The 15,077-nt window shown below is 68.2% G+C and carries 14 protein-coding genes; 4 read left to right on the plus strand and 10 right to left on the minus strand.

All coding sequences use genetic code 11. The features are described 5' to 3' along the window. Positions 1 to 298: 298 nt before the first annotated feature. Complete coding sequence (locus tag ACH4NX_RS29825) at positions 299 to 892, minus strand: CGNR zinc finger domain-containing protein (RefSeq protein WP_351401715.1); 594 nt, start codon at positions 890 to 892, stop codon at positions 299 to 301. A 114-nt stretch (positions 893 to 1,006) separates the two neighbouring features. On the opposite strand from ACH4NX_RS29825, the gene ACH4NX_RS29830 reads away from it, so the two are divergent. Both ACH4NX_RS29830 and ACH4NX_RS29835 read left to right on the plus strand, forming a co-directional pair. Further along, positions 1,007 to 1,789 (plus strand): MBL fold metallo-hydrolase, encoded by a 783-nt coding sequence (locus ACH4NX_RS29830; RefSeq protein WP_351401717.1) that lies wholly within the window; start codon positions 1,007 to 1,009, stop codon positions 1,787 to 1,789. A 233-nt stretch (positions 1,790 to 2,022) separates the two neighbouring features. After that, positions 2,023 to 3,330 (plus strand): MFS transporter, encoded by a 1,308-nt coding sequence (locus tag ACH4NX_RS29835; protein WP_351401719.1) that lies wholly within the window; start codon positions 2,023 to 2,025, stop codon positions 3,328 to 3,330. Between the two features lie 861 nt (positions 3,331 to 4,191). Here ACH4NX_RS29835 and ACH4NX_RS29840 read toward each other — a convergent pair. Beyond that, entirely contained in the window at positions 4,192 to 4,623 is a 432-nt protein-coding gene (locus tag ACH4NX_RS29840) for a hypothetical protein (RefSeq protein ID WP_398129168.1), read from the minus strand. Between the two features lie 66 nt (positions 4,624 to 4,689). Here ACH4NX_RS29840 and ACH4NX_RS29845 point away from each other — a divergent pair, with 66 nt between their 5' ends. Then, on the plus strand, positions 4,690 to 5,316 hold the full coding sequence (locus tag ACH4NX_RS29845) for a TetR/AcrR family transcriptional regulator (protein WP_398129169.1): 627 nt from the start codon (positions 4,690 to 4,692) through the stop codon (positions 5,314 to 5,316). A gap of 1 nt (position 5,317) precedes the next feature. Here the strand turns inward: ACH4NX_RS29845 and ACH4NX_RS29850 are convergent, their stop codons facing one another. The 8 genes from ACH4NX_RS29850 to ACH4NX_RS29885 form a co-directional block, all read right to left on the minus strand. Next, positions 5,318 to 5,842, minus strand: coding sequence for a DUF6262 family protein (locus tag ACH4NX_RS29850; RefSeq protein ID WP_351401723.1), 525 nt, complete (start codon positions 5,840 to 5,842; stop codon positions 5,318 to 5,320). Then, positions 5,839 to 6,438 carry a hypothetical protein gene (locus tag ACH4NX_RS29855; RefSeq protein ID WP_398129170.1) on the minus strand — a complete coding sequence of 200 codons (600 nt, stop codon included), beginning with the start codon at positions 6,436 to 6,438 and terminating at the stop codon, positions 5,839 to 5,841. Before ACH4NX_RS29855 ends, ACH4NX_RS29850 begins: the two co-directional genes overlap by 4 nt. Before the next feature lie 12 nt (positions 6,439 to 6,450). Then, positions 6,451 to 6,984: a hypothetical protein gene (locus ACH4NX_RS29860; RefSeq protein ID WP_398129171.1), complete on the minus strand. Its 534-nt coding sequence runs from the start codon at positions 6,982 to 6,984 to the stop codon at positions 6,451 to 6,453. After that, the gene (locus tag ACH4NX_RS29865) at positions 6,981 to 9,440 is read right to left on the minus strand and encodes a site-specific integrase (protein ID WP_398129172.1); all 2,460 of its coding nucleotides are present in this window, start codon (positions 9,438 to 9,440) and stop codon (positions 6,981 to 6,983) included. The genes ACH4NX_RS29860 and ACH4NX_RS29865 overlap by 4 nt, the downstream gene beginning before the upstream one ends. Continuing rightward, a complete protein-coding gene (locus ACH4NX_RS29870; RefSeq protein WP_398129173.1) occupies positions 9,437 to 9,787 on the minus strand; it encodes a helix-turn-helix domain-containing protein in 351 nt (116 codons plus the stop codon). Before ACH4NX_RS29870 ends, ACH4NX_RS29865 begins: the two co-directional genes overlap by 4 nt. A 16-nt stretch (positions 9,788 to 9,803) precedes the next feature. Further along, positions 9,804 to 10,907 carry a tyrosine-type recombinase/integrase gene (locus ACH4NX_RS29875; RefSeq protein WP_398129174.1) on the minus strand — a complete coding sequence of 368 codons (1,104 nt, stop codon included), beginning with the start codon at positions 10,905 to 10,907 and terminating at the stop codon, positions 9,804 to 9,806. Between the two features lie 65 nt (positions 10,908 to 10,972). After that, positions 10,973 to 12,874: a hypothetical protein gene (locus ACH4NX_RS29880; RefSeq protein WP_398129175.1), complete on the minus strand. Its 1,902-nt coding sequence runs from the start codon at positions 12,872 to 12,874 to the stop codon at positions 10,973 to 10,975. Further along, positions 12,871 to 13,806 carry a tyrosine-type recombinase/integrase gene (locus tag ACH4NX_RS29885; RefSeq protein ID WP_398129176.1) on the minus strand — a complete coding sequence of 312 codons (936 nt, stop codon included), beginning with the start codon at positions 13,804 to 13,806 and terminating at the stop codon, positions 12,871 to 12,873. Before ACH4NX_RS29885 ends, ACH4NX_RS29880 begins: the two co-directional genes overlap by 4 nt. Before the next feature lie 833 nt (positions 13,807 to 14,639). Here ACH4NX_RS29885 and ACH4NX_RS29890 point away from each other — a divergent pair. Further along, a complete protein-coding gene (locus ACH4NX_RS29890; protein ID WP_398129177.1) occupies positions 14,640 to 14,978 on the plus strand; it encodes a MerR family transcriptional regulator in 339 nt (112 codons plus the stop codon). Positions 14,979 to 15,077: the final 99 nt, after the last annotated feature.

The following is a 15,077-nucleotide window of genomic DNA, read 5'->3' on the forward strand; positions in this document are numbered from 1 at the left end:
CATGTCTCATGAGACACCGCGAAGTCTGGAGAAGGACGGCTACCGCGCCCAGCTCGCCCGCTACGCCGACGGCAAGGTGCTGCTGCGCTCGCGGCACGGCACGGACATGACGAACGCATGCACGGAGATCCGGGACGGTGCCCTGGCGCAGCTGCCCGCCGATACGGGTCTGGACGGTGTTATGCGACCTGCCGCGCTGTCTCAGCCTGCGAATGTCTCATCCCGAAGGGCACCGGGGGCGCGCCGGGTGGCGCGATGGGCGACCGTGTCACGCCGTCCCGTATCCCTGGCCGAGACGTCACGCGCGGCCGGCGCGGCGGGCGTAGGCGCGGGCGGCGCGGGCGCGGTCACCACACCGGGTGGAGCACCAGTGGCGGCGGCCGTGGCGGAGCAGGTAGCGGTTGCAGGGGGTGGAGGCGCAGGCGGTGAGCCGCTCTGCGTCCGGGCCGGTCAGGAGGTCGGCGGCGTCGGCAGCCAGAGCCGCCAGGGCGTGATCGACGAGCTCCGAGGTGGGGTTGGGCATGGCGCGGTAGGGGCCGCTCTTGTCGTCCCAGGCCAGCAGCGGGGCGGTGGGCACGCGGGTCAGCGTGTCATTGATCGCGGCGACCGCGGCAGGCAGCGCGGGCAGCCCCGCGACACGGGACGCGAACAGCGCCCGGACCTGCTCACGCAGGGAACGCAGCTGCGCGGCGCACATCTCGAGCAGGCCCGCGTCGACCGGAGTGAGGCTCTGCTGCGTCAGCCACTGGTCGGCGCCGGCAGGCGTGCCGAGCTGGTCGACGTAGTGCCCGCCTGGCAGCGCGACGGCGCTGTTGACCAGGGCGATCGAAGGGTGTTGTTCGGCGCCCGGAGCGGGCGGCAGCCCGGACTCGATGACGAGACTTTCTTCCATGTCCCTCATGGTATGACCTGGACGCAACCATGACTCACGGTTTGATTTGCTGCCATCCGTGATGCCTGTCTATAGTCAATCACGGTTCAACTATTTCTCAACCGTGAGGTTCCTATGTCTGCTTCCCCTGCGACCACGCAATTCCCCGTCCGTGTCTTCGGCGGTCCCACGGCCCTGTTCGAGTACGGTGGCCTGCGGTTTCTGACCGATCCCACCTTCGATGCCCCCTGCACCTACCCCGCCCCTCCCGGCGCCCCGGCTCTGACCAAGACGGCCCACTCCACCGGCACCCCCGCCGACCTGGGGCCCGTCGACGTGGTCTTGCTCTCGCACGACGAGCACGACGACAATCTCGACAACGCCGGCCGTGCCCTGCTCGCCGACATCCCGCTGACCCTGACCACCACCGGCGGCGGCGAACGCCTCGGCAACAAGGCCAGGGGACTGGCCGACTGGGAGTCCGTCGAGCTGGACCGCCCCGGCGGCGGCACGCTCACGGTGACCGCCGTCCCCGCCATCCACGGGCCCGGCACCCGTGAGGAAGTCGAACCGATCGCCGGACAGGTCATCGGCTTCGTCCTGACCGGCGAAGGTCTGCCCACCGTCTACGTCAGCGGCGACAACGCCTCCCTGGACGCTGTCAGGGAGATCGCTGAACGCTTCGCCCCGATCGACACCGCGATCCTCTTCGCCGGCGCCCCGCGCTTCGCGGAAATCTTCGACGGCGGTCTGATCGTCCTGGACAGCGCCCAGGCCGCCGAGGCCACCCAGATCCTCGACGCCCGCCGCGTGGTGCCCGTCCACTTCGACAGTTGGTCCCACTTCACCGAGGGCCGAGACCAACTGCAGGCCGCCTTCACCGCCGCAGGGCTCACCGACCGCCTGCAGCTGAACTGAACAGGCCAACCCCAGCCTGCCCGTGGGGGTGTGCCGGCCCGCCGGCCACACCCCCACCCGCGTCCCGCACGTCCCCGCATCTGCGCCCGCTCCACCGACGGATGAGCACACCACGTTCATCCGTATCCACCTCATCGAGGCAGCCGACTCCCACCCACCGAGACATCCGGCCCTCCCGCCGGCCTCAGGTACGCCACAGGCTCGCCTGATGGCCCCTCCTTCCTGGATCAGCCATGGCCCACCACACGACCGCCCCGAAGACAGCGTCTCCCCAAACTCCCGCTGAGGGCAGCGGCCCGCTGAATGCCCGCACACAACAGCGCATCCTCACCGTCCTGTTCGCCTCCCAGGTCCTGAGCGGACTCGGGCTCGCCGCGGGCACCACCGTCGCCGCCCTGCTCGTGCAGGACATGCTCCACTCCACCGCGCTGGCCGGACTGAGCAGCGGCCTGCTCACCGCGGGTTCCGCGCTGGCCGCCATCGCTGTCGGCCGCCTCTCCCAGGCCCGCGGCCGCCGTCCCGGACTGGCCGGCGGGTACCTCGTCGGCGCACTCGGCTCCGTCGGCGTCATCGCCGCCGCCGTCCTCAACAGCCCTGCCCTGCTCTTCGCCGCCCTGTTCCTCTACGGTGCCGGCACCGCCGCCAACCTCCAGGCCCGCTACGCCGGCGCCGACCTCGCCGCACCGGCCCACCGCGCCCGCGCCATCTCCACTGTCCTGGTCGCCACCACCGTCGGAGGCGTGGCCGGTCCCACCCTCGCCGGCCCCACCGGCAACCTGGCCGAAGCCCTCGGCCTGCCCAGCCTCACCGGTCTCTTCATCGTCGCCGCCGCGGCCTTCGCCCTGGCCGCCCTCGTCCTGCTGGTCTGGCTGCGACCCGACCCCCTCCTGATCACCCGCACCCTGCACATCGACACGGGCACAGACAAGGACACGACGCAGCCCACCGGCGCGCCGGAGGCATCCACGACCGCGCCGGGCACCGCGCGCCGCGGGCCCGGACTGAAACTGGGTGTCCTGGTCCTGGTCCTCACGCAGGCCGTGATGGTGGCGGTCATGACGATGACCCCCGTCCACATGCATGCCCACGGCCATGGTGCTGGCGCCTCCGGTCTCGTCATCGCCCTGCACGTCGGCGCCATGTACCTGCCCTCCCCACTGACCGGCCGGCTCGTCGACCGCTTCGGCGCCGCATCCCTCGCCGTCGGGGCCGCCCTCACACTCCTGGCCTCCGGCGTCCTCGCCGCCACTGCCCCGGACGGCTCCGTCGCCCTGCTCACCCTCGCCCTCGTCCTGCTCGGCCTGGGCTGGAACTTCGGCCTGGTCAGCGGCACCGCCATCGTCACCGACTCCGCCCCCCTGGCCACCCGCGCCAAAACTCAGGGACTCGTCGACGTCGCCGTAGCCATCTCCGGAGCCGTCGGCGGCATGCTCTCCGGCCTCGTCGTCGCCGTCGTTGGCTACTCCGCCCTGGCCACCGCCGGAGCAGTCATCGCCCTCGCGCTGCTGCCCGTCATCATCGCCACCGCCCGCAAGGACTGACCACACACCACACCGTCACACCACGGTCAGGGGAGGTTGAAACCGGCGGCAGTGAGGACCTGCCGATGAGACACCTGTGGCAGCCCACATAAACGGTGAGCTGGTGGTGTGGGAGTCCGGCCGCCCCGCGTTCAAGCGGCTCCAGCCGCGCCTGGCCCGCCGCCGCGGGACCGGCACCCCGGCAGTGGCGCGGGCCTGGCCCGCGCACCTGGTCGTGTTCGGTTTCCTGCCCCTGGCCGGCGCCGATCTCACCGCCTGGTCGTACGCCCGACGCCGACGTGCTCTTGATGATCGGTGTCGGTCCCGGGGCGCTGCGCGGCGAGGCCCAGGTCTGCGACCTGGGGCCTCGTTCAGGAGTGGGTGACGCAGTCAGGAAGGACCTGAGGTGGTCACCCGGGTTCGGGGCCGTGTAGCCCCGGTCGGCGGTTGCGGACGTCTTCGATCTTGGCGGTCACGCGTTCGGCCTGGATGTCACGGCCCTTCTCGCTGGGGTGTGCGTACCACGGATCTGCTGGCCGAAGAGGTCGGGCGTGGAGTCTTCCAGCAGGCCGCCGATGCCCCGGTTGGCGCCGTCGCAGGCCGTATTGCTTCCGGCGCGGTCATAGAGGTCCAGGAAGGCGGCTCCTGGACCAAGGATGCCCGCACGAGGTCGTACAGCCGCTGCGCTCGGCTTCGCCTGTCGTCTCGAAGTGGGCTGCGCCGTGCGCCGTCTTCTCTGGGGGTCACCGTGTGGCGCGAGGCGAGTGAAGACCACTTTGTGCAGCTCAGCGCCGGTGTGATCGACAGTATCGTGTGCAACACCTGTGGCGCCACTGCCGGTTCGCCAAGCGGGATTGCCGACCCGGCAGCAGAGGTTCGGTGTCAGTGTTCGGCCCCCTTCTCACGGATGTCGGAGGCTGGTGGCACGGGGGTGGCAACCAGCAACAGTGCGGCAAACACAAGGGGAGCGGCTGTCTGATACCCGATCCACACCTCGCCCCCGGCACTGCCGTCCTGCCACGCCATCAGTAAGCCGACAAGCGCCGTCAGTACCCAGCCGCTGTCGTAGGCGACCATGAGCCGCATGTAGGTGCGGATCGGGCGACTGCGCACAAACTTGATCTCGATTCCGCCGCCGATCAGCAGGGCGACGCCGGAGACGGCCATCAACCAGGCGGACACGCCAAGTAGATCGCCAAGCCAGGAAGCGCCAATCAAGTAGGCGGCACCGAGCACTACCTTGAAGACACCGTCGGCGATGATCCCCGCCAAGCGGCGCGTCGCTGACGGTGTCGCAGCCTGGGCCTGCGTCATGAGCGTTCCTCCCTGATTCCTGTCCCACTCTAGTAACTTCGTTACTAGAATAATGGGATTATGAGAATGACGAGAGCAGAAACCAAGGAACGCAACCGCCGCGCCCTGCTGGATGCTGCCTTCCAAGTCGTCTCCCGGGATGGGCACCGCGCCAGGCTCGACGAGATCGCAGAGCGGGCAGGCCTGACGACTGGCGCTGTCTACTCACTGTTCGGCAGCAAGGGCGGCCTGGTGGCAGCCTTGGTCACCGACTACCTGCGGCCGCACTATGAAGAGATCGAACGAGTGATCCCCGCAGAAATGGATCTCCTGGAAGCGGTTGAAGCCTTCGCCCGGTACTACCGGCGCAGCTGCGATGCCCCGGCCGCGATCTCTGCCCTGTCGTTGCAGATCACCCTGCTGGACATGGCCCTGCACGACGCCGAACTCGGTTCCCAGCTCGCCGCGTCCGCGCAAACGCAGGAGAGCCACCTGATCGCGTTGTTCACCGGCAGATCGCACAACGGGAAAACCGTGACGTCGCACCAGGCACAACGTCTGGTTACCGGGCTCAGGGCACTGTTCGTCGGTCTCACGCAGGGAGTCATCCTGGGCCTCGCCCCCGGTGCCGACGAGCAGTACTTCGCTGACACCGCCTGCGCCCTGGTGTCCAACGCGACCCTCATCGATCAGGACGTCGACGCCCCTGCGTGATTCAGCTGCGTTGGTTCAGGGCTCTGGTCAGGTCTCGGTTGGCCTCCCTCGCGGCATCGAGATCGGACCGGGGCTCCTCCAACGCGGAGGTCAGTTCGACGTTGTGCTGCTCCAGCCTCGTGATCCTCCGCTGGAGCTCGTCGATGTCCGCTGGGGCTCCGAGCCCTGACTCCTGCCATGCCTGAGTTCCCAGCGCCTGCGAGAGCCGCTTCTCCAATTGCTGAACGCGGGCGGTCAGGCGAGCGTTGCGAGCCTGGGCGTTCGCGAGGTCGGCCTGAAGCGAGGCCCGGCTCACCGGTGAAGTGCCTGCCGGGTCTTGAGCCGCAGGTTCGAGCTCGGCCGCGTGCACGATCTCCAAGAGGTCGCGGTGTCGGTAGAGGAAGCTGCGATCGACTCCGGCCTGCCGGGCGATCGCTGAGACGCTGATGGGCGTGCCGTTCCTGGCGGCGTTCTTCACTGCGGTGGCGACCCGCTGGCGGCGCCGCTCGGGGTCGGCCTGGCGGCCGTCGCGCATGGCGGGGATCACGGCAGCCTCCAAGGCCTGACGTCAGGAAGCGGCTGGCCGACGCGGGGCATGCCCAGCATCACTGAGCGGCCGCGGCGAACCACGGCGACGGCTTCTTCGATCTGGGCACGTTCTTCGTCGGAAAGGTCGTCCAGGTCTGCCTTGACCCGGTTGATCAGACGGCGGACCCGGCTGATCTCCTCCTCGGAGGGCATCGCCTCGCTGCGGGCCCAGTCGTCGGCCTCGAAGGCCGACATCAGCCGTTCCCGGCTGCGGAGAAGATCAGAGAGGTATCGCTCCAGGTCCGGAAGGTAGGAGACATCGGTGCGGAAGTGGTCGCAGCCGATGCAGCGGAAGCGGAGCGGGCAGCTCTGGCCGCCGGCCGCGACGTTGTGGGGTTCCAGGCAGATGCCGTAGGCCGTGGCGACTTCGCCGATGGCCCGCCGTACATGCTCGGAGTCCAGAAGTCCTTGTGCTTTGCGCCAGACACGGGTGCCGCGGCGGTCAAACCGCAAGGCGGTGACCCGGTCGACCGCCTCACGGCGTCGCTCCTGGCTGACCCGTAATGGTGCACTTGGGTATTGGAACTCTCGGAATGCCTCGTGGACGGCGCCCATCAGCGGGATCGGTCAGCCGTGATCGGCAACCGAATGGCGCTTGGTGTCGTCCGCGAAGCCAGCGGTGGCTCGGTGCAGCTGTTCAAGGAACTGCGGCAGGGATGGGGCTGCCGGCTCGAAGTCGTCGATCCATGACGCCGTAGTGGATCGGTGGACCTGCCCGCTCTGGTCGAGAGCGAAGAGGTGTCCTCCGCCGTCGCTGCCGAAAACGATGCCAGTGCGATGGTCGGTGAGGCGAACGGGTCCGTATTCGGTGAGGTGGTCGAGCACCAGGTCGGGCGGGTGGATGAAGTATCCGTGGTCGATGTCTGGCAGCTGCAGCTCTGCGATTGAGCAGTAGAAGATGCCCAGGGCGGCTGGGAGGCCGACGGTGTCATTCAGCCGCGAGGCCGCGGCCCGGCTTCGGTCGTCGGCCGCGAGAACGCCGTTGTCGCCCGGTGGGAAACCGTGGACGGTCTCGAAGCGGGCAAGTGCCTGCTCAAGCATGGTGGTGATCTCGCGTTGCCAGGTGGTGAGCCAGTCGACCGAGAGGTCCGGGGTGGTCATCGGGTGCCCTGTTCTGTGTCGTGAGTGGGTGCGTCGGTGAGTGTGCCTGAGCGGCGGCTGACCTCGGCTGCGTAGGCGCCCCAGTCTCCGGCAGCGGCTCGCTGCCATTTGACGGCGACGGTGATGTCGATGCCGAGGGTGCGGGCGAGGACCGCAGCTGGCAGTTCGGTGGCGAGCTGGAACAGTGCGGTCGAGCGGGCTTCCGCCAGCCGGATGCCGAGCTTGCGGAGCCGTTCGCCCATGGCCCAGGCGCTGATCGGCCGGCCAGGCTGGCCCCCGGGGAAGAGCCAAGGCGATTCTCGTCGGCCGAGGACAGCGTGGCTGCGACGAATCGCGACCTGCTGTCGGGCAAGGTCAGCGACGGGTGCGGGAAGCTCGACCGGGACAGCGCCAAGGCGGATGCGAACGGTCCCGTCAGTCTCCTCGATGTGGTCGACGGTGAGCCGGGAGATCGCCGCAGGCCACTGGGCATAGAGAAGCAACAGCAAGCCGGCGAGGCGGTCTTCGGGCCTGATGGCGGCGTCGTGCAGCAGGCGACGGGCGGTGTCCCAGCGGGCCTCGTCGTCCATCGCCTGGGAGGGGCCGTTCCACCTGACGGCTGGGAAGCTGAGGTCACGGGCGATCTTCTGGGCAAGGGCCCAGCGCACAAAGTGTCCTGCTTCCCGGCGGTGGCGGCCTTCGTCGCTGGTCATCCAGCGTTCGAGGTCGGCCTGGCGGCAACGGGCAAGGGTCAGGTTCTGTTCCTCGAGCCAGTCCAGGAGATGGACGGCCGCCCGCAGATGTTGCCGTGCGCTGGCGAGCTGGTAGTGGGTGATTTCCTTGCCGCCACTGCGTCGGCGAAGCCGACGCAGGAGATGCCAAGTCGCATACCGGTGCAGGATTTTCCGTCCCTCAGCCGTCGCGTGGGAGGCGATGAGGTTCTTCACGTGCCGTTCGAGACGGACCATCTGCTCGTCCCGCGGGGGCAAGGTTCCGGTGGCGACAAGAACGCTGCGGATGTGCTCGACGACCTTCCCTTCGGGAAGCTCGTCCACGGCCTCATGGGTGAGCGGCCGGCGGCCGGAGCCGAGATCGGACAGGACGGTGGAGACGATGCCCTTGGAGAGCCAGCGCATCGCGGTGCCAGCTCGATCGGTGTCGGCCAGGGCCTCGTGAAGGGACTGGAGCTCCGGGTTTATGGAGCCTGTGCCATCGACGAGGAGTTCGTGGAGCCGCTGCTTGAGGGTGCAGCGGGGGCACGGTCCCGGCGCGTGCAGCCGTTCGGCTTGGCCGCAGGTGGGACAGGGGCGCCAGAGCTCGGCGTCCGGCGTGGTGCAGGGGCCGCAGACGGGGGCGTCGGCGGTGCCGGAGTGAATGCCGCGCATTCGTCCACAGACGGTGCAGTGAGCTTGGCGCCTGTCACAGCCGCCGCAGCGGGGCAGGCCGGTGAGCTTCGAGAGCATGCAGGGTGCGGTGCGGCCGCAGATCGAGCAAAGCAGGATGGGCAGGGGACGGCAGTTAGGGCAGATCGGCCCGTCTGCGGTGCGGTTGCTGACCATGCGTGACTCGCCGCAGACGATGCAGGTCTCCAGGTTTGCAGGGTCCTTGACCAGGCAGCTCGGACACAGTGGTCGCCCGTCGGCGTCGCGGGTGGCCGGCTCTCGCCGGGCACCGCAGCGTACGCATTCTTCGAATCGGGACTTGGCGATGCAGTTGCGGCAGACCCGCTGCCCGTCGAGCGGCTTGTCGATGCGGACCACTCGGTGGCAACGCGGGCATGTGGGCCGGACGATCCCGGCGACGCCGGCCTCGACCAGCAGGTCGATGAACCGCAGGATGGCGCGATGCGGCGCCAGAAAGCCCTCCCCTGTCAGCAGACGAGGGTTCTCCTCCAGGGCCCAGACCAGTCTCTGCCGGTATGTGGGACGGTTGGGTGCCGTGCGGCGAAGGGCTTCGGCGATCACGTCGCGGTCAGCGCCCGGGGCGATCGCGGTGATCAGTTCGTGGACGACCGTCACGGGATCGCGGTCATCGTTGTCGGGACACATCTTGCAGCGGGGTAGGCCCTTGCGGTCCCGGAAGCTGACGCGTCGGACGTTTCCGCAGGTGGTGCACTCAGCGGTCTCCTGCCCGCAGACCGAGCAATACCAGTCCTGACCCTTGCGCTGGATGGTTCGCAGCTGCTTGCCGCACTCCGCGCAGACCGGTGCCGCGATCGCCGAGGCGCCGGCCTTGCGGAGCTCGATGAGCAGATCGCCGATTGCCCGGGGCGCTGGGGACCGGCCGTCGGTCAGGACGGCGGACCGCATCGCCAAAGCCTTGGCCAGCTGGCGGGACTTCGCTCGGCCGCCCGCGACCGCGGTGACCACGGCTCGGGTTCTCTCGGCGCCGAGTTCGTTCTCGACATCGGTGACGAGGTCTGTGATCAGGCCGATCGGGTCCGTGACGGCGCGATCAAGTTGGTCAGCCGTGGTCAAGGCCGGTCAACTCCTCTGATCCGAGCCCGCTTCGGACGCAGTCCGCCGAGCCCCTCCGACTCGGGCGCCGAGCCGGCGGCGGCTGCCTTCTTCGGCTTCTTCGCGGTGCCGGCTGCCGCGATGGGCTCGATGAGGTCGTCCATGGTGCAGTCGAGGATGTCGAGCAGGGCCATGAGGATTTTTAGGCTCAGTCGCTCTGGTCGCTCGACGACGAGCCGGTAGACCTGGCTTGTGGACAGCGTGATGCCGCGTTGGGCGAGCGGCGGGAGAAGGTCGGTGGTGGAGAACATCCCGCGATCGGCCATGACCTTGCGCAGGTGCCAGTGGTAGTCGAGCTTGGCGGCCATCGCCGGATCCCTCCTGTCAGGCCCCGGCGAACGCCGGGGCCAGTGCCTTGTGCAGGGAAGTGTTCATGAAGTCGTCGCTGACGTGCGTGTAGATGGCCAGGGAACTGTCGCACTCGTGGCCGACCTGCTGCTGGATGAAGCGCCGGTCCACCCCGTCCTCGGTCAGGTGCGTGACGTACGAGTGCCGAAGACTGTGCGGGGTCAGCTCTTTCGTCAGCCCGAGAGCGTCCCGGTATGCCTCGAACCGGTCGTTGATCGAGCCGGGCTGCAGGCGGCCACCGCGTTCGGTGATCCACAGAGCGGGGTGATCGGGGAATCCGAAGCGGGGGCGGACGTGCTCGACGTAGTCGGCGACCGCCTCGACGGCCCAGTCCATCACCGAAAGCACGTTCCGCCGTCGCGGTGGCTGGCCCTTCTTCGCCTTGCCGTAGCGGACGTTGAGCGTGCCGTAGCGGCCGAACTGGCGGGCCTGTGGGTTGCGTCCGAAGTCGACCACATCGAGCTTGGACGTCTCGGTCCGGCGAAGTCCCCACCCGTAGATCACCTTGAAGAGGGTGGCGTCGCGGTAGGCCGCCAGGGCACCCTTGCGTTTCGCCCGTACCGCTCGTTCGACCTGATCGTCGGCGTAGTCGAGAAAGAGCTGCAGCTCTTCCCGCGTGAAGGGCCTGGCCTCGGGGTACCCTTCGTAATCCTGCAGGTGAGGGAGAGTATTCCACTCGTGGCAGATCGCCATCGGGAAGGTGCCGAAGGCTTCCTCGCAGGCCGGGGCCCAGCCGTAGCGGGCGTCGATAAGGAGCTCGGTGAACAGTCGGACGATGCCCTGGTAGCTGCGGACCGTGGACGGCGCCAAGTGCTTCTCGCTCGTCAACGACGCTGACCACTCGTCCAGGTGGGCGGGCGTCCATCGCCACGGGTACTCGTTCGTGAAGTCCAGAAACCGGCGGATCAGCCGTTCCCTCGGGTCGATCGTGTCGTCCTTCAGCCCCCGCGACTTCTGCTGAGCACGCCAGCCCCGCAGCATCGCGTCGAACATCGCGTCCTCGGGACGCAGCTGGACCACCCCGGAGACGAGTTCCAGTTGAGCCGCCCCGGCCAGGGCCACCTTGCGCTGATGCACCACTCCAGACCCTCCCTTCTGGAGGGCAGATCATGCATCAGAAGGGATCAGCTCGGCAACATGCCTGCTCAGGAAGCCAGTCCATAGACCCTACGAACTCGTTCCGCTTCTCGCCGCGACCAGGCAACCTGCGGTTTCTCGCCCGTCTGATGCAATTTCCGAGGGTTGTAATAACCCTGAGTTGTGGAGAGTTCACGATGGTCCATCAAATCCATGAGCACGTCAGGGTCGACATTGGCGTCCGCGTGCCGCTGAACGAAGGAGTGCCGGTAGGCGTAGGGAAAGATCTTGGACTTGTCGAACGGCAGCAGCTTCGTCACCAGCTGCCCCTCGACCTCGACGACGACCGGAATCATGATGTCGGGCAGAGCGTTGACCCAGGCCCGGTGGGCGTCGTCGATCGAACCGATCGGCTTCGTCCCTGCGGCGTTGGCCACCGGGCTCGGCAGCAGCTTGAGCTTGTCGGCCGGAGTGCCGGGGAAGCGTTCACGCACCCGCTCCTGCTGTTCCGTGATCACGGCGGCGGTCGCCTTCGCGATCGGCAGACGACGGCCCAGCCGGTAGTTCTTGGAGTTGTCATAGATCAGGACCAGGGTTCCGTCCGGGTCCTTGCCCAGGCATTCCAGCGCCAGTGTGCTGACCTCGTCCGGCCGCCGGCCGGTGTCGACAAGCAGCTCGGCCGCGACGCGGTACTCGCGGTTGCTCATCTTCTCCAGCAGATCGAAGTTGTCACAGAGTTCCCGCATCACCTCGTCCGGCAGGTCCCGTCCCGCTTCGGTGTCCTCGGGCTCGTCGGGGATGTCCTCCATGAACGCGACACGGTTGCAGAAGCCGACCATGTCCGTGCGGCTGAGAAGCCGAAGCTCATGCCCTTCGTCGTCTCGCTGCAGCCGCAGGCTGTCCGAGAGCTGCTCCATGCCGCGGATCATGTTCTGCATGGAACTGGCGACATGCCGGCCGCGACGCCGAGGAAGTTCGTCATAGGCCCAGACCTTGACCGCTTCCTGCAGAGGCCGCTGGTGGGTCCGGCTGAACGTGAGGGTGCCCTGGTGGCCGAAGACGAACAGGTCCCAGACGTCCTTGAGCCGCTCGGTCTCCGCAGTCGCCCCCAGCCTGCGCAGCGCGGTCTGTGCACCACGGATGATCATCCGCAGGTCGTCGACCATCCCTGCGCGGATCAGGTCGTCCTCTCCCAGCGTCTCCAGGCTCGGGACCTGGAGCAGACGCAGCTGATCGCTGATGTGCCGCATCCGGTGATCCTTGGTCTTCGCCTCCCTGGCGGTGCGGACCTGAAGGCAGTAGAGGAGCTCCGCGACCAGCCGGTCAGGCAGCCCGCGCAGGCTGACTTCGCGGTTAACCGGCACCGACGACGACGTCAGGCGCCACCGTTCCTCGTCTCCGTCGAAGGTCCCCAACCGCCGTTCGCGGTTGAGGCGGCCTCGGTGGACCTCGCAGTAGCGGGTCCGTTCCGAGCCGCGCAGCCGGTAGCAGGCGGCGACCTGACAGGGTCCGAACCCGGGCAGCCCCTGCTGCGGTGAGTTCCGCAGGAAGTCCTCCACGGTCAGCTCGGACGAGCTGTGCCAGCGTGCCTGGTGAGTGGTGCAAAGACCATGAGTGACCAGCCGGGGCGGCCGCTGACAGCCCGGGACACGACAGAGGACCTGCCCGTCGGAGCGGTGACAGGAACTCTCCCTCGGGACCGCGGCGAAGTCCTCGAAGGACAGGCCGGACCGCCGCCAGCGGCCGATGCAGCCGACACAGACCGGTTCGCCGAGCGGGGTGCCCTTCGTGCAACCGGGGATCTCGCAGTCCGGCATGCCCAGCACCGGGTGGACCTTGGGGTAGCGCACGACACGCGACTCCCGGTCCCAGCTCACCAGGCTCAGGAACTCGGCGTCCAGGGCGTCGATGATGACCTGGGTCCGCAGGTCCTGCAACTCATGGGCCAGCGGCAGAGGTGCCCCGATCACTTCTCCACCGTCCCGTGCGGGGACCGCGGGGAAGGGACACGCTCGATCGCCTCGCGCAATCGGGCCCGGTCGGGGATCAGGTAGGGCCTGGGCGACTCCGGGTGTGTCTGGCCGAGCAGGGCCTGCACCTCGTCCGCCGACCCGCCGGCGTCCGCGACGTTGCTGCCAAAAGCCCGGCGGGCCATGTGGGGGCCGACCCTCCGCGACAGCCCGGCCCGCTGGCTCAGCCGCTCGAACAACTCGCCCAGCGCGTCCGGCGGCATCGGCGCCCCCAGCGGCTCACGGAACAGGTTCACCAGCAGGAAATCGCTGCCGCCCGCCCCGAGTACTTCGTGGCGCTCATCGACGTACTGGTCGAAAGCCTGGACCACCAAGAAGTCCAACGGCTGTGTCCATGCCTGCCTCGACTTCGACCAGGCCCGGTTGCTGTTGTCCCGCCGCCGGACGTGGAGGTGGGCACCGCTGTAGTCGCAGCCCAGGGCCCGTGAGTCGGGAAGCAGGTGACAGTCACTGCGGTGTAGACCGGCCGCCTGGCCGCGGCGCAGCCCGACCCTGCCGAGCAGCAGCACGATCAGCCGGTCACGGGCGTTGCGGCACCCCAGGAACATCGCCACCAGCTCTTCGTCGGTGGCCCGGTCCACCTCGGCCTCCGGCTCCTGGCTCCGGTGGACAGCCCGCAGCCGGTAGGTCAGGCCGGAGTCCTCGCCCTGGGCCTCCACCGGCAGGTCCCGGCTGTCCGCCAGCTCGTAGATCTGCCCGAGCACCGACCTCGGCGCCTCACCGACCGACACCGCGTACGACAGCAGCCCCCGCACCGCCGTCAGGATGTCGTTGACCCTCCGCTTTTTGCGAGCCGGGTTGGCGCCCGGCCCCAGCACCACCGGCGCCGGATCACCATCCAGCGAGGACGGCGTGTACTTCAGCCAGACCATGAACAGGCTCAAGTCCCGTGCAGCGACGGACCAATCGCGCCCGGTTGAGCGGCACCACCGCAGGTACAGCGCTATGCCGCCGCGTACGCCTTCGTCGTCAGCTCGGACCGGCTTCCGCCGAACCGCAAGAACCTCAGCCACTGATCAGCGATGAACACGACCTCGTAGCCGTCATCGACGACCGTCCAATACCGCACGCCAGAGAGCAATCTGACAGGAAAGACACGCAATGCAACTCCATGATCCGACGGTGGGCCTTTGCCGAGCTCGGAAGGCAGTGAGACACCCCCGGCTCCCTGGACGGATCGCGTGGATACAGAAATCTGGTCACCCGTTCGGACGGAAAGCTGCAGTAGCGGATGTAGACATGTGGCCGTCGTTGGGGTTACTGTTTTCCTGTAGCCAGGACGTCAGTGAGGCGCGGCAGGGACGAACTGCCCGCATGCAGAACAGTGGTTGCGGCACGGCAGTGGAGTGGTAGGGCCAGAGGTTCCCAGGGTCCCCCCGCTGACTGCTGGGCCGGGCGGCTTGATCAGGGCTGCCAGTACTGAGCAGGACCAGCAGTGGCAAGAGGTGAAAGAGAGAAGGAGGAGGACGCCATCAGGATCGCCCGGGCGAGAACGGTTCACCCGGGTACCGCAGGCCCCGGAACGGAAGGTGGTCCCACGGTCACGCATCCGCGATCCCTCACCTGCCCGCCCCCCGACGGGGGACGGTGCGGAAACAGAAGGCCGGCAGTCCAGTAAGCCGGCAGATGGTGTTGCAAATCCCTCGGGGCCTTGGTGCCGTACGGCACCAAGGCCCCTCGACGCGTTCCCCGATCAGAGGTGCAGATGACCCCAGATACCCCGCTCAACCGAATTGACGACGACGACTACCCCGCCTACACCATGGGGCGGGCAGCCGAGATGCTCGGCACCACACCCGCCTTCCTGCGGGCCCTGGGCGAAGCCCGGCTGATCACGCCACTGCGCTCCGAAGGCGGCCACCGCCGCTACTCCCGCTACCAGTTGCGTATCGCAGCCCGCGCCCGGGAACTCGTCGACCAGGGCACCTCCGTCGAAGCCGCCTGCCGCATCATCATCCTGGAAGACCAGCTCGAAGAGGCCCAGCGCATCAATGAGGAACTCCGGGGACGGCCCAACGGCATCCCGGGCAAGGCCGACGTCTGAGGGGCCGCGTTTCCCAGCCCGGCCTGGGGTCGGGCTGTCGGAGCGGGGGGGGGCTCTGGCTTCGACCGAGGATGCGCTGAACACCCATGCGCGATGCCA

This window comes from Streptomyces sp. NPDC017225 (genome assembly GCF_044331465.1).
Classification (GTDB): domain Bacteria; phylum Actinomycetota; class Actinomycetes; order Streptomycetales; family Streptomycetaceae; genus Streptomyces.

What these genes read in the sequence shown, in the direction of transcription:
- ACH4NX_RS29825 (WP_351401715.1), bottom strand. Translation starts at nt 892, where the DNA reads ATGGAAGAAAGTCTCGTCATCGAGTCCGGGCTGCCGCCCGCTCCGGGC.
- ACH4NX_RS29830 (WP_351401717.1), top strand. Translation starts at nt 1,007, where the DNA reads ATGTCTGCTTCCCCTGCGACCACGCAATTCCCCGTCCGTGTCTTCGGC.
- ACH4NX_RS29835 (WP_351401719.1), top strand. Translation starts at nt 2,023, where the DNA reads ATGGCCCACCACACGACCGCCCCGAAGACAGCGTCTCCCCAAACTCCC.
- ACH4NX_RS29840 (WP_398129168.1), bottom strand. Translation starts at nt 4,623, where the DNA reads ATGACGCAGGCCCAGGCTGCGACACCGTCAGCGACGCGCCGCTTGGCG.
- ACH4NX_RS29845 (WP_398129169.1), top strand. Translation starts at nt 4,690, where the DNA reads ATGACGAGAGCAGAAACCAAGGAACGCAACCGCCGCGCCCTGCTGGAT.
- ACH4NX_RS29855 (WP_398129170.1), bottom strand. Translation starts at nt 6,438, where the DNA reads ATGGGCGCCGTCCACGAGGCATTCCGAGAGTTCCAATACCCAAGTGCA.
- ACH4NX_RS29860 (WP_398129171.1), bottom strand. Translation starts at nt 6,984, where the DNA reads ATGACCACCCCGGACCTCTCGGTCGACTGGCTCACCACCTGGCAACGC.
- ACH4NX_RS29870 (WP_398129173.1), bottom strand. Translation starts at nt 9,787, where the DNA reads ATGGCCGCCAAGCTCGACTACCACTGGCACCTGCGCAAGGTCATGGCC.
- ACH4NX_RS29885 (WP_398129176.1), bottom strand. Translation starts at nt 13,806, where the DNA reads ATGGTCTGGCTGAAGTACACGCCGTCCTCGCTGGATGGTGATCCGGCG.
- ACH4NX_RS29890 (WP_398129177.1), top strand. Translation starts at nt 14,640, where the DNA reads ATGACCCCAGATACCCCGCTCAACCGAATTGACGACGACGACTACCCC.